Raw genomic sequence first — 12,937 nt, 5'->3', positions numbered from 1 at the left:
TTGCCGTAAATTTAGGGCAATTATGCAGAATATCCTGAAAAACACCGATGAGGGTGATTCCACCCCTTGGATGTTACTACTAATTTTGGGTGGTTATGTTTTAGCTGCCCTTTTTTTGTTTTCATTCATTGCCCAGGGGCTGATCATGCTCCTATTTAATTATGACGTACAGGAATCGCTAGGCATTCTCACCAACCCCTACGGGTCTGAAAGTGCCAAATTACCCCTGATGATTATTCAGGCAGTAACCTCCATAGGTGCCTTCATCGTGGTGCCTCTTTTCTTCATCAAAGTCAACCTAAAAGGGCGGTACGCTCCGTTCTTCAATTTTCCAGAGCAGGCGCTTCGCCCCATACTGATGACAGTGGTGATCCTTTTTTGCTTTATGGTGGCCAATAGTGTGGTTATAGAGTGGAATCAGAATGTGGATATGCCCGACATCTTTTCGTGGTTTGAAAACTGGGCGCAGAGTAAAGAAGCACAGCTGGAAAAACTCACCGAATACCTGACTACATTTTCTGGAATTCATGAATACCTGATCGCGCTGGTGGTCATCGCCCTGATACCTGCCGTGGGTGAAGAACTCCTTTTTCGCGGACTGATTCAAAATCTTTTTGGGAAGGCCTTCAACAATCCGCACGTGGCCATCTGGCTATCGGCTATTATTTTCGGTATTTTCCACTTTCAGTTTTACGGAGTGGTCCCCAGGATTTTTCTCGGCGCACTCTTCGGCTATCTGTATTATTGGTCTGGCTACTTGTCACTGGCCATGGTGGGGCATTTTATCAATAACGGGCTCACCCTGACGCTGCTCTATTTCAGTCAGATCAAATTCATCAATTACAATCCTGCGGAAGCGGACTCTTCTCCGCCACTCTATGTGGTGGGAATCTTTTTTCTGGCCGGTGCGGTATTGCTATATTTATTCAGAAATTTATTCCCTGAAAAAAATGCGTGATTGGCAATGCGTGTACCGTGACTCCCTGGAATACCGGGCGGAAATCGTAAAAGCCGTGCTGGAAGATCAGGAAATGAGTCCTGTGGTGTTGAACAAAAAAGATTCTGCATATCAATTCGGTACATTTGAAGTTTTGGTGGCCCCGGAATACATCATCAAAGCAATAAAAATTATAAACGACGAAATCAAATTTGAATAAATTCTCCGACCTCTACCAACGCATCATTTCTGCTACAGCAGGTGCAGCGATCATTGTTTCTTCCCTTATCATCGGCGAGTGGGCCTACTTTGTAGTATTTCTCACCATTTCGTTGCTGGCCCAGTGGGAGTTTTACCGCCTCATCAAACTCCAGAGCTATCTGCCCATCAGGCTACTGGGAGTGGCTATAGGAGGTGGGCTTTTCATTTTGTCCTTCTTTGTGGCCCGTGGCTCGCTCAACTCCAATTTTTACTTTATCATTTTCCCGATCGCCTCCCTGATCTTTTTGATCAAACTATATAAGAAAAATGACAACAACCCATTCCTGAACATTGCACTCTTCTATCTTGGCCTGACCTATGTGGCTCTGCCTTTTGCCCTCATGAATGTGGTGGTGCACTACCACGGCTGGTACAGCTATGAGATATTACTGGGCCTCATGCTGATCATCTGGGCCAGCGATACAGGTGCCTACTTTGCCGGAATCCGTTTTGGCAAACGAAAACTTTTCGAGCGTATCTCCCCAAAAAAATCCTGGGAAGGGGCCATAGGTGGGGCACTGACGGCTGTGGCATTTTCTATTGCCATCAGCAGATACAGCACTGGTCTGGCCATGTGGCAATGGATCATCGTCTCGCTCATAGTGGTCATCGCGGGCACTTACGGTGACCTGGTGGAGTCCATGTTTAAGCGTACTATGCAAATCAAGGATTCGGGTACTTCCATACCCGGACATGGAGGCTTTCTGGACAGGTTTGACAGCCTCATTTTGGCCGTCCCGTTCATCGTTGTTTTCCTCAAACTTTTCTAGTTAAATGTGGGGAAACGCGTAGCTTTGCTGCCAAATAAACAATAACCCCATTTAAATTATTAACAAGCATGGCTTACATTGAACCGGCTCCTATTAAGGATAAAGGAAATCCTTTCGAGTCAATGATGTCAAGATTTCACATTGCAGCGCAACACCTCGGCCTGGATGATGAAGTTTATAATGTATTAAAATCCCCCACCAAGCAAGTCATCGTATCACTCCCCATCACCATGGACAATGGATCTATCCAGGTATTTGAAGGCTATCGAGTGATTCATTCCAATATTCTGGGCCCTTCCAAAGGTGGGATCAGGTATGACATGGATGTGAACCTGGACGAAGTAAAAGCCCTGGCTGCATGGATGACCTGGAAATGTGCGGTGGTCGATATTCCCTATGGAGGTGCCAAGGGTGGCATCAAGTGCAACCCAAGAGCCATGTCTGCCGGAGAAGTGGAACGACTCACCCGATCATTCACGCAATCCATGTTGGAGATTTTCGGTCCCGACCGGGACATTCCGGCACCAGATATGGGTACCGGACCGAGAGAAATGGCCTGGCTAATGGACCACTATTCCAGAGCTCAGGGCATGACCGTCAACTCGGTTGTTACGGGTAAACCGCTGGTATTGGGTGGATCACTGGGCCGAACAGAAGCTACTGGCCGGGGAGTAATGATCTCAGCCATGGCGGCTATGGAGAAGATGAAAATCAATCCATTCAAAGCTACCTGTGCCGTTCAGGGATTTGGTAATGTAGGCTCATGGGCGGCCATCCTGTTGGCAGAAAGAGGTGTCACTGTGGTATCAGTCTCTGACCTTTCGGGTGCTTACTATAACAAAGAAGGCATCAACATCAAGGAAGCCATCAATTACCGAAATGAAAACAACGGATCACTGGAAGGTTTTGCAGGTGCTGAAAAAATAGATCCGGATGAACTCTTGCTACTCGATGTAGACGTGCTGGTGCCCGCTGCTGTGGAAGATGTAATCACTGAAAAGAATGCTGGCCAGATCAAGGCCAAGCTGATCGTGGAGGGAGCCAACGGCCCTACATCCGCCAAGGCTGACGCCATACTCAACGACAATGGCATCATGGCTGTGCCGGACATTCTGGCCAACGCCGGTGGGGTTACCGTCTCTTACTTTGAGTGGGTACAAAACAGGCTGGGTTACAAGTGGACCGCTGAGCGAGTCAACAGAAGGTCTGACAGGATCATGAAAACGGCTTTTGATAAAGTATACGAGACATCTCAACAATATAATGTTTCCTTGCGTATCGCTGCATATATTGTGGCCATAGACAAGGTGGCTAAAACCTATAAATACAGAGGAGGATTCTAATGAACATTCACAAAGAAGGATACAAGATCATACCCATTGCAGCCATTATTCTAGTGCTGCTCTACGCACTGCTTTATTGGCTCATCCCATTTCAGGTGGTGCAGGTCATACTGGGCCTGGCAGCGGTTATTTTCTTCATCCTTGTGGTACGTTTCTTCAGAGATCCTGAGTTTCCTGTGGAAAAAAACCCTTCACAAATCATCGCTCCGGCAGATGGTAAAGTGGTGGTAATCGAAGAAACCGAAGAGTCTGAATACCTGAAAGACAAAAGAATTCAGGTATCGATCTTCATGTCGCCGCTTAACGTGCATGTGAACAGAAGCCCGGTAGCAGGAGAAATCTCTTACTTCAAATATCACCCGGGTAAATTTCTGGTGGCGTGGCATCCCAAATCGAGCACAGACAATGAGCGCACTTCTATCGGGCTGAAACTGGCCTCCGGAGTGGAGATCATGATGCGTCAGGTGGCGGGTGCTGTGGCTCGGAGGATTTGTTTTTATTCGGAAGCAGGAAAACCAGTAGAGCAAGGTGAAAAATTTGGCTTTATCCGTTTCGGTAGCCGAATAGACCTCTATCTTCCACTGGATGCCAAAATCAAAGTAAACATTGATGACATTTCTTACGGAGGCAAAACGGTCATTGCCGAGCTGTCATAATAGAGAAAAGAAGTCATAAAAAAAGGCCTGGTGATCATCAGGCCTTTTTTTTGGCGTTCCCTGTCCACCCGCGGGAGGATTGCAAATAGTTCTTTGATCCTTTTCTAAAAAAAATTAACTTCCGATTTCACAAAACCTAACCTTAAATGAAGTTAACCATCCAACATCAGGAGTACTACTCCCGTGGAGAGCTCATCTTGCGCTCACTCTTTGGTGCGATTTACATCGCATTCCCACACCTCTTTCTCCTTATTTTCGTCAGCATCTGGGGAGCCATCTTACAGTTCATTGCCTGGTGGATTGTCCTTTTTACCGGAAAATACCCTCAAAGCTTTTTTGAGTTTCAGGTGGGTCTGTTGCAGTGGAACCTGCGACTGAATGCCCGATTGATGAACCTTTCTGACGGGTACCCGGCCTTTGGCATCAATGCCTCCGACGAGTACACCTCACTGGAAGTACCTTACCCTGAAAACATCAGCCGAGGATTGCTCCTGCTCCGTGCGTTCTTTGGTTTTATTTATGTGCTTATCCCACATGGATTTATTCTTTATTTCCGTACGCTCTGGGGAATTATCCTCTCTTTTCTCGCCTTTTGGGCCGTGCTTTTCACTGGTAAGTATCCGGAATCCTGGCATACCTTCAATGTGGAAACATTGAGATGGAGCACCCGCGTGAGCTTATACATGGGCTTTATGGATGATCAGTATCCACCATTTTCCGGTAAGGAATAATCACTTAGAAACATGACAGACACATCCGAAAAATACTACCCTATTGAGCAGGTAGAGGATATCAGCATGAGGGATCGGGAAGATGCCATGGGGGCATACCTGATGATGTTTGCCGCTCTGGCGGCAGGCCTCCCTTTGCCTATTTTGAATCTCATCGCTGCGGTGATCTACTATTATGTGAACAAAGGCAAAAGCAGATTTGTGAAATTTCACGCTCTGCAATCCCTCTATTCGCAGATCCCCACCACTCTGATGAACGCAGGGTTGGTTTTTTGGACCTTCCGGATCATCTTCAATGAAGGGTCATTTCGCAGTAGTGATGTGTTTATGGAGGGATTTGCTACCGTATCGGAGCTCTACTGGGGTTACCTGTGGGTGGTAGTGGCAGCCAATCTGTTGTATGTCATTTTCAGTCTGGTGGGAGCCACAAAAGCCCGAAAAGGAAGGTTCTATTATTTCCTTTTCTTTGGCAAGCTGGCTTATCACTTTGCTTATCGCAAAGAGGAGTCTTCTGACGCTCCCGTTCTCAATGAGCCTCCCAAATAATTCAGCAAATGATCAAAGGACTCTATAAGGAACTGCTCATCGTCATTGGGGCATTTCTCATTGGTTGGTTAGCTTTCACCCTGTTTAGATGGGTGCCTGATGCCCCCGAACTGTCCGTGTCTGTGGAAACGGAGCAAGAGCTGGGAGACCTACTGGCCGACCAGGTGCTGCGAGAGTATGAAGCGGTAGAAAACGATACGGTGAGTGAAGCCATTCTGACTATCAAAAAGAGACTCCTGACGGCCATCGGTCCTACCAACTATGACTATCAACTCCATGTGCTGAATGAACCGGAGGTGAACGCTTTTGCTACGCTGGGTGGACATATCTTTATTTTCTCGGGAATCATCAGGCTCTCAGAGAACCCAGAGGAGCTGGCAGCAGTACTGGCCCATGAAATGGGTCATGTGGAAGAACGCCATGTTGTGAATAAAATCCTGAAGGATCTCGGTATCAATGTGGTCTTTTCCATCCTTACCGGAAGTGATCCGGTACTGGTAGGGGAAATAGCCAAAGCCACCATCTCCTCCTCATTTGACAGGACTCAGGAGACAAGTGCGGACCAGTTTGCCTTAAAGACACTGGAAGAAGCAGCCATCAGCCCCCGGTATGTTTCCACGATCTTTAGGCGGCTGAAAGAAAAGTACGGAGAAGGTGACGACCGGCTGGATTTTCTGATGTCTCACCCCAATCTCAATAAGCGCATCAAGGAAGCACTAGAGTATCCACTAAAAGAAAACTTCGAAGCTGAGCCGATGAATATTGACTGGGAGCTGGTGAAGTCAGCACTATAATCAGAGCTTGGAAACCAATCTTTCGAGAAACTCCTGATCCACCTCATCAAAGGTGTTTAGTTGATCACTATCCACATCCAGTACACCTATCACCGCACCATCTTTGATCACAGGCACCACAATCTCTGATTTGCTATCAGAACTGCAGGCGATATGTCCTGGAAACTGGTCTACATCGGGCACGATAATGGTTTGGCCAGTGGCCCAGCTTTGTCCACAAACACCTTTGCCTTTGTTGATCCGAGTACAGGCGATGGGCCCCTGAAACGGAGCCAGCACCAATTGGTCATTTTTGACCAGGTAAAACCCCACCCAAAAGAAATCCATCCCATATTTGAGTGCTGCGGCGATATTGGCCAGGTTAGCAATCAAATCCTCCTCATCAGCAATCAGCGATTCTATTTGCGGTATGAGAGAAGCGTATTTTTCCCTCTTGTCAGTGGTATGGATAATGTTTAGTTCTTCTGCCATGGTAGCGCTTTCAATGATTTTTATAAATTAATAACCGATCTCCTAAAACGTCCTCTGCTGACAAAAGTTCACCGGAAATATGAGGGGCAGCAATGCCTTTACCAAAAGTGTGAGGGGCAATGAAAACCCTGGCTTCATCCCAAAGTCCACGTTCAATGAAAGAGTTGAGTAACCCGCTTCCACCCTCCATAATCAAAGACTGGATTTTCAATTCGCTGATCGAAGCTAAAATGGCTTCAGGTGCAATCTGCTCCTGCTGAATAAATGTCAAATTCTGCCTGTTTTCACCCTCCCCTTCCGTAAAACAATAAGTAGGTACGGTTCCATCCATGAGATGCATTCCCTTGTTCAACAACAACGTTCTGTCAATGAAAAAACGCACAGGATTTTTGCCCTTCCAGTCTCTGGTGGTCAAAGATGGATTATCGTAACGAGCCGTATTGGTCCCCACCAAAATAGCATCCTCCTCAGCACGCCACTTATGCACCAGCTGTCTCGAATAAGTATTGCTGATCCATTTGCTGTCATAGTTTTCACGGGCTACAAAACCATCAGCGGTCTGTGCCCACTTCAGGATCACATAGGGTCTTTTCTTTTCAAATGCAGTGAAAAACCTTCTGTTGAGCACTCTCCCCTCTTCCCTTAACAAACCGATTTCCACTTCAATTCCGGCATTCCTCAGTCGCTCAATGCCCTGCCCGGCTACCAAAGGATTGGGATCCTCATTACAAATGACCACCCGCTTTACCTGATGACGCACCAGCAAGTCGGCACAAGGTGGAGTCTTTCCGAAATGCGAACAGGGCTCCAACGTGACATAAGCGGTGCTCTGAGCCAAAAGGGACTGATCCTTCACAGCTTGTACAGCATTCACTTCCGCATGCGGCCCTCCGTACTGCTCGTGATAGCCCTCCCCAATGATTTTGTCATCTTTCACAATCACGCACCCTACCATAGGGTTGGGGCTCACATTGCCCAAACCCAGACGGGCAAGCTCCAGCGCTCTTTGCATCCATTGTTGATCTGACATATTCGGTAACTTCGTGCTGTGAATCACAAAGTGTCCGCAATTTACAAAGAATCAGTTCTTCAACTCACTCCTATCTATGGAGAAAGAGAGGCAGAGTCAATCATCAATCTCTTGCTGGAAGATCATTTGGGGATCACCCGGATCCACCGACTCACCAATCCTGAAAGAGAGCTTTCGGAAAGTGACCATGAAAAGCTCCGGTCTGCCATGCTACAGCTGCTGAGAAATGTGCCCGTGCAGCACGTCATCGGCTTTGCTTATTTTATGGATCGAAAATATCTGGTGAATAAACATACCCTAATTCCCAGACCAGAAACCGAGGAGCTGGTGGAGTTGATACTTGATGAGAATGATCGTCATCAAAAACTCAATATCCTGGATATAGGTACTGGCACCGGATGCATTGCCATCAGTCTCGCGCTGGCCATGAGGGCCTCAAATGTGACTGGTTGGGACATCTCTGAAGGAGCTGTAAAAACCGCTCAGAAAAACAGCCAGGCGTTGGGAGCTCAAGTCAACATGGAGGTACAGGATGTGTTTGGGGAAATTCCTCCACAGCAGTATGACCTCATCGTGAGTAACCCTCCTTATATACCGGAGGCGGATCGCATCGAAATGCATGAGAATGTGGTGGCCTTTGAGCCGGAAGGGGCACTCTTCGTCTCGAATGATGACCCGCTCATTTTTTACCGACGCATTGCCGAGATTGGGCTAACTCACCTAGCCCCGGGAGGAAAGCTCTATTTCGAAATCCATGAGGCCTTTGGACTGGCAACGAAAGACATGCTGAGAACAAAAGGATACGAAGACGTAAAAGTTTTTCAAGACCTGAATGGCAAAGATCGCATGGTAAGGGCAATACTCCTCTGACCTACTCCGGTTGGAATACCACCTTTACCCGAACCTGACTTTCTACAGGCTCTCCATTTCTGGTGGCTGCTCTCCACGGGGGACCTGTTCGTACCAACCTCATCGCCTCCTCATCACAGCCAAATCCGAGGCTTCGCTTCACTTCAATCGTTCCTATCTCTCCAGTGGCGAGAATGGCAACTTTCAGGATTACTTTACCTGAAACATTGCTGTCGATAGCCGTCCTGGGATAGTTCAGTTCTCGCTCCAGGTAAGACCGGTAGGCTTTTAATCCCTCTGCCGGTTCGGCACTCTCAAAGCTCATTTCATTGGTCTCCGCATAGGTGGTCACTACCACCTCGGAGAGTGCCTGTACATCCGTCTCCAGCTCCACGTTCAACTGCCTTCTGTCGCCTACCTTCAGCTCTATCTGGTCATAACCCACATAGGAGAACACAAGCACAGCGCTTCTATCTGCGAGTTCCAGGTTGTATTGACCATTGCTATCACTCATCACTCCATAGGCGGTGCCTTTCACCACCACCGTCACTCCTGGCAATGGGGTTCCAGCTTCATCAGTGACCGTGCCCGTCACCATATTATCTACCCCCAGAGCTGATCGGGTCACTGCTCCTGTGGATCTGCTCATAGCTACCGCTTCCTTCTTCAGTGCGGAGCTCTCTTCCGGAATCACCTCTTCCATCACCACCTCAGCCAGTGTCTCATCTGCCAGCTCAATGACCTGATCCTCCTCCATCAATTCATCTGCAGAGGGTTCCGGACGCCTGGTAGTGATCGCTACATCTTCCTGAGAAGGACCCTCCTCATTTTCTTCCGTCAGTATGTTTTCTTCGGGCTTTGGTCGGGTTGCTTCAGCAACCGGGACGCTTTCTTCTTTGATGAAAGGTGGCTCCGGGATGACAACCTCTTCTTGCACAATTTTGGAATCTCCCATATCAGCCGCGTCTTTTTCCTGTTTGTCTTCTTCTTTCAGGGATAGCTGGTCACTGGCAGGGTCTAAGGACGGTACCACCAACCAAACAACCACAGCAGCCACCGCAAGGAGTGCGAAAGTAGCTGCCCAACGCCACGCATAACTCTGGCGCTTTTTGGACCTTGCTGCCACCCTTTTCATCAGCCCATCCAGATCCGTTTCGGTAAGTTCTGGATCAAACAGTGCATATCCTTCCATAGCCTCCTCGTCAAAAGGATCATTGAGCAACTGACGCTCCACCGCATGGGCATTTTTGCCCGTCAGTTTTCCCTCCAGATAGTTCCGGATCTGCTCTCTGGTTAATGTGCTATGTTTTCTACCTGTCGGCATGTTGCTTTTCTATACAGATTTTCAAATTTCTCTTCCCATTTTGGATATAGCTCTTCACCTTTTTCAGCGCAAAAGTGGTTTTCGTACTCACCTCTTCGTAACTCAGCTCTTGCAAATAAAACATCCGCAAGCATTTTTGTTGATCATCCCGTAGCTGTTCCAGGCATTTTTCCATGGCATCAAGGTCATCGGTCACATCGGTAGGCATTTCTTCTATTGGATGCAAAAACACCTCATTTTCCATAATTGATCCATTCAAATCTTTGCTGGTTCCGGCTTTGCGAAGCTCCATGAGACAGTGATTTTTAGCCACCATATAGAGCCAGCTCTTGAAATACTTTACGTCATGGTCCAGAAGCTTTTTAAAAAGAGATTCAAAAATGGTCATCACCGCATCCTGTGCGCCATCCCGATCTTTCAGGTACTTCAGGCAAAGTCCATACACCAGATGCACATACCTGCTGAAAAGTGCTCCAATCAAAGCCTTATCGCCAGTCTGTTGGTAGCGGATGAGCAGTGCTTCATCCGGTTGTTCGTCCTTATTTGAAGAAATAAATTTCAAATAACCTGTTGTTTTACAGTCAGTTAAAAATTAAGTAGGGAAATAATTTCACTCCACTTATGGAATTAAGGTCGGTATCACATCTCAAGAATACAAATCAAATATGATACCGATATGAAAAAGCTCTTATTACTTCTCAGCATGGTGATGGTTTTCAGTCTGAATGCCATGACCCTCCCAATAACCGGTTCAGTTTATGACGAATCCGGCAACCCGCTTCCTGGGGTAACCATAGTAGAAAAGGGAACAACGAACGGCGCACAAACGGACAAGTATGGAAAGTACTCCATTCAGGTAAATGATACCAACAGCACCCTGGTCTTTTCATTCGTGGGCTTTCAAACTGAAGAAATCCGCGTCGGAAAAAAACAACAAATCAACGTGATCCTCTACACCGATGTGCAACAGTTACAAGAAGTAGTACTTCAGGATGCTTCATCATCTTCCTTACGTAAGCGATTGAATGCCACAGGGGCAGTATCAAGGGCCGCTGGCCCTTCCTACATGGTAGGTGAGTCCAACCCATTTCACAACACCGAATCCTATGACGCCATTGAGGAAAATATCTTCCACAAAAGTGCCGATAAGCCACTTTCTACTTTTTCAATAGATGTGGACGCCGCTTCCTACAGCAACATGCGCCGCTTTCTCCACATGGGTCAGCTACCGCCCAAAGATGCCGTACGCATAGAAGAGATGATCAACTACTTTCATTACGACTATGAAGGGCCTAAAGACGACAAACCCTTTGCCATACACACTGCTAAAACCAGAGCTCCCTGGAATGAGGATCACCTGTTGGTGAAAATTGGCATTCAGGGGAAAAAACTGGCCATGGAGCAGCTTCCGCCATCCAACATCGTTTTCCTGCTGGATGTCTCCGGCTCCATGAACGCTCCCAACAAACTACCACTCCTCGTCTCCAGTCTAAAAATGTTGACCAATGAACTACGTCCGCAGGATAAGGTGGCCATAGTGGTCTACGCAGGCGCTGCGGGGCTGGTGCTGCCTCCTACAGACGGAGCGAATAAGCCTGCAATCATCGAAGCACTGGAAAATCTGGAAGCAGGGGGCTCCACCGCTGGTGGTGCCGGCATCAAACTGGCGTACAAAGTTGCGAAGGAGCATTTTGTGGAGGGTGGCAACAACCGGGTGATATTGGCCACCGATGGAGACTTCAATATTGGGGCCTCTAGCAATGGAGAGATGCAGCGCCTCATCGAAGAAAAACGGGAGGAGGGTGTATTCCTAACCGTACTGGGCTTTGGTATGGGCAATTACAAAGATTCTAAAATGGAAACCCTGGCTGACAAAGGCAACGGCAACTATGCCTACATCGACAACATCCTGGAAGCCAAAAAAGTATTGGTGACAGAGTTTGGTGGTACTCTTTTCACGATCGCCAAAGACGTGAAAATTCAGGTGGAGTTTAACCCCAATGTGGTGCAGGCCTACCGCCTGATAGGCTATGAAAACAGAAAGCTCAATGATGAGGACTTCAACGATGACAAAAAAGATGCTGGCGAGCTGGGGAGTGGGCACACGGTGACCGCTCTTTACGAAATCATTCCGGTGGGAGTCAAAAGCAATTTCACCAAAGAGGTAGATGACCTGAAGTACCAGTCGCAGACCATCACGGGAGATACAGATGAGTTACTGACCGTAAAATTCAGATACAAGGAGCCAAATAAAAATACCAGTCAACTCATAGAACAGCCTTTGGCCAATGACAGCACATTTGATGAAGACGAAAACCTCAACTGGTCGGCCACGGTAGCCAGCTTCGGGATGGTGTTGAGAGATTCAGAATTTAAGGGAAATCTCACATTCAGCAAAATACTCACCATGGCCCACCAGTCTGTCGGGGTGGACGAATTCGGCTACAGAGCAGAGTTTATCAAACTGGTAAACATTGCTAACAGGATTCAGTAATCTAAATCCTCAACCACCAAGTAAGGGGGATGGCTGCAGTGGATCTCAGCCTCCCCTTCTTTTGCCTTGACCACCTCCAACTCCTGATCATGTGAGGCTTTCACATCTTCCTGAAATCCCACGACATCCCATCTCGAATCCTCACTCAGGGCCATCAATGTAAGCCGCGTACCGGCAGGCAGCCATTTTTTGAATGTCTCATTCTTGACAAAAAGGAACTTTTGTTTTTCTGTAAATACCACCAGATCCAACTGGTTGAGCCACTGGGTAAGCAATTGGATCACATCAAAGACCGACGCTTCATCTGTGATGATATTCACCGCACGATGACCTTCCTTTTGGAGTACTGTCAGCCCGGTCATTAAGAAGTGGGAATCGTCAATGGCGATGATTTTAACGGGCTGTTGATTATCCAGGCGGCCTTTCCAGCTTTCAAAACGGTTTAAACTCACCAGTGCAAAATCCAGCTTATGGCCCAGACTGGTGTATTTATCAATACCCGGTTCACAACAGATCACCGTCGGTGACCACTCCAGGAGTGCATGCAAATGTGAGACCGGAAAGGAGTCCAGGCGGTGCAAAATTAAGGCCGGTTCCTGCTGATCTCTGACAATGTGGTGTGATGACATTCGGAAATATTAAAATTCGGTGCTAAATTATAAGTGTTTAAATAACAGAAATCCAAAACAAAAACAGTTTGTAAAGAATTTAATAGATAAGAACGTTTCACC

15 protein-coding genes are annotated in these 12,937 nt (G+C 47.3%); 10 read left to right on the top strand and 5 right to left on the bottom strand.

Annotation, left to right across the window (positions count from 1 at the left end):
- The first annotated feature begins 22 nt into the window (after positions 1–22).
- The 8 genes from GV030_RS13350 (at position 23) to GV030_RS13315 (ending at position 6,038) form a co-directional block, all read left to right on the top strand.
- Entirely contained in the window at positions 23–958 is a 936-nt protein-coding gene (locus GV030_RS13350; RefSeq protein WP_159582827.1) for a CPBP family intramembrane glutamic endopeptidase, read from the top strand.
- Positions 951–1,157 (top strand): DUF2007 domain-containing protein, encoded by a 207-nt coding sequence (locus GV030_RS13345; protein WP_159582825.1) that lies wholly within the window; start codon positions 951–953, stop codon positions 1,155–1,157. Before GV030_RS13350 ends, GV030_RS13345 begins: the two co-directional genes overlap by 8 nt.
- Positions 1,150–1,968 (top strand): phosphatidate cytidylyltransferase, encoded by an 819-nt coding sequence (locus GV030_RS13340; RefSeq protein WP_159582823.1) that lies wholly within the window; start codon positions 1,150–1,152, stop codon positions 1,966–1,968. The genes GV030_RS13345 and GV030_RS13340 overlap by 8 nt, the downstream gene beginning before the upstream one ends.
- A gap of 68 nt (positions 1,969–2,036) precedes the next feature.
- Positions 2,037–3,311, top strand: coding sequence for a Glu/Leu/Phe/Val dehydrogenase (locus tag GV030_RS13335; protein WP_159582821.1), 1,275 nt, complete (start codon positions 2,037–2,039; stop codon positions 3,309–3,311).
- A complete protein-coding gene (locus GV030_RS13330; protein ID WP_159582819.1) occupies positions 3,311–3,967 on the top strand; it encodes a phosphatidylserine decarboxylase family protein in 657 nt (218 codons plus the stop codon). Before GV030_RS13335 ends, GV030_RS13330 begins: the two co-directional genes overlap by 1 nt.
- A gap of 146 nt (positions 3,968–4,113) precedes the next feature.
- A complete protein-coding gene (locus GV030_RS13325) occupies positions 4,114–4,698 on the top strand; it encodes a DUF4389 domain-containing protein (RefSeq protein ID WP_159582817.1) in 585 nt (194 codons plus the stop codon).
- Positions 4,699–4,710: 12 nt separating this feature from the next.
- Entirely contained in the window at positions 4,711–5,244 is a 534-nt protein-coding gene (locus GV030_RS13320; RefSeq protein WP_159582815.1) for a DUF4870 domain-containing protein, read from the top strand.
- 8 nt (positions 5,245–5,252) lie between these two features.
- Entirely contained in the window at positions 5,253–6,038 is a 786-nt protein-coding gene (locus GV030_RS13315) for a M48 family metallopeptidase (RefSeq protein ID WP_159582813.1), read from the top strand.
- On the opposite strand, the gene GV030_RS13310 is transcribed toward GV030_RS13315, so the two are convergent.
- Both GV030_RS13310 and ribD read right to left on the bottom strand, forming a co-directional pair.
- Positions 6,039–6,509 (bottom strand): GAF domain-containing protein, encoded by a 471-nt coding sequence (locus GV030_RS13310; protein WP_159582811.1) that lies wholly within the window; start codon positions 6,507–6,509, stop codon positions 6,039–6,041.
- A gap of 10 nt (positions 6,510–6,519) precedes the next feature.
- Complete coding sequence (gene ribD / locus GV030_RS13305; protein WP_159582809.1) at positions 6,520–7,539, bottom strand: bifunctional diaminohydroxyphosphoribosylaminopyrimidine deaminase/5-amino-6-(5-phosphoribosylamino)uracil reductase RibD; 1,020 nt, start codon at positions 7,537–7,539, stop codon at positions 6,520–6,522.
- 18 nt (positions 7,540–7,557) lie between these two features.
- On the opposite strand from ribD, the gene prmC reads away from it, so the two are divergent.
- Positions 7,558–8,409, top strand: coding sequence for a peptide chain release factor N(5)-glutamine methyltransferase (gene prmC / locus GV030_RS13300; protein WP_159582807.1), 852 nt, complete (start codon positions 7,558–7,560; stop codon positions 8,407–8,409).
- Position 8,410: 1 nt separating this feature from the next.
- Here prmC and GV030_RS13295 read toward each other — a convergent pair whose 3' ends face one another.
- Both GV030_RS13295 and GV030_RS13290 read right to left on the bottom strand, forming a co-directional pair.
- Positions 8,411–9,712, bottom strand: coding sequence for an energy transducer TonB (locus tag GV030_RS13295; RefSeq protein WP_159582805.1), 1,302 nt, complete (start codon positions 9,710–9,712; stop codon positions 8,411–8,413).
- A complete protein-coding gene (locus GV030_RS13290) occupies positions 9,699–10,274 on the bottom strand; it encodes an RNA polymerase sigma factor (RefSeq protein WP_159582803.1) in 576 nt (191 codons plus the stop codon). Before GV030_RS13290 ends, GV030_RS13295 begins: the two co-directional genes overlap by 14 nt.
- A 114-nt stretch (positions 10,275–10,388) precedes the next feature.
- Between GV030_RS13290 and GV030_RS13285 the strand changes: the two genes are divergently transcribed.
- On the top strand, positions 10,389–12,206 hold the full coding sequence (locus GV030_RS13285) for a VWA domain-containing protein (RefSeq protein WP_221413342.1): 1,818 nt from the start codon (positions 10,389–10,391) through the stop codon (positions 12,204–12,206).
- On the opposite strand, the gene GV030_RS13280 is transcribed toward GV030_RS13285, so the two are convergent.
- Positions 12,200–12,835 carry a hypothetical protein gene (locus tag GV030_RS13280; RefSeq protein WP_159582801.1) on the bottom strand — a complete coding sequence of 212 codons (636 nt, stop codon included), beginning with the start codon at positions 12,833–12,835 and terminating at the stop codon, positions 12,200–12,202. The two genes, GV030_RS13285 and GV030_RS13280, sit on opposite strands and share 7 nt — an antisense overlap.
- Positions 12,836–12,937 lie beyond the last annotated feature (102 nt).

The organism is Marinoscillum sp. 108, assembly GCF_902506655.1.
Classification (GTDB): Bacteria; Bacteroidota; Bacteroidia; order Cytophagales; family Cyclobacteriaceae; genus Marinoscillum; species Marinoscillum luteum.
Note: the sequence above shows the minus strand (reverse complement) of the source record. Positions and strands in the feature narration are given on the sequence as shown.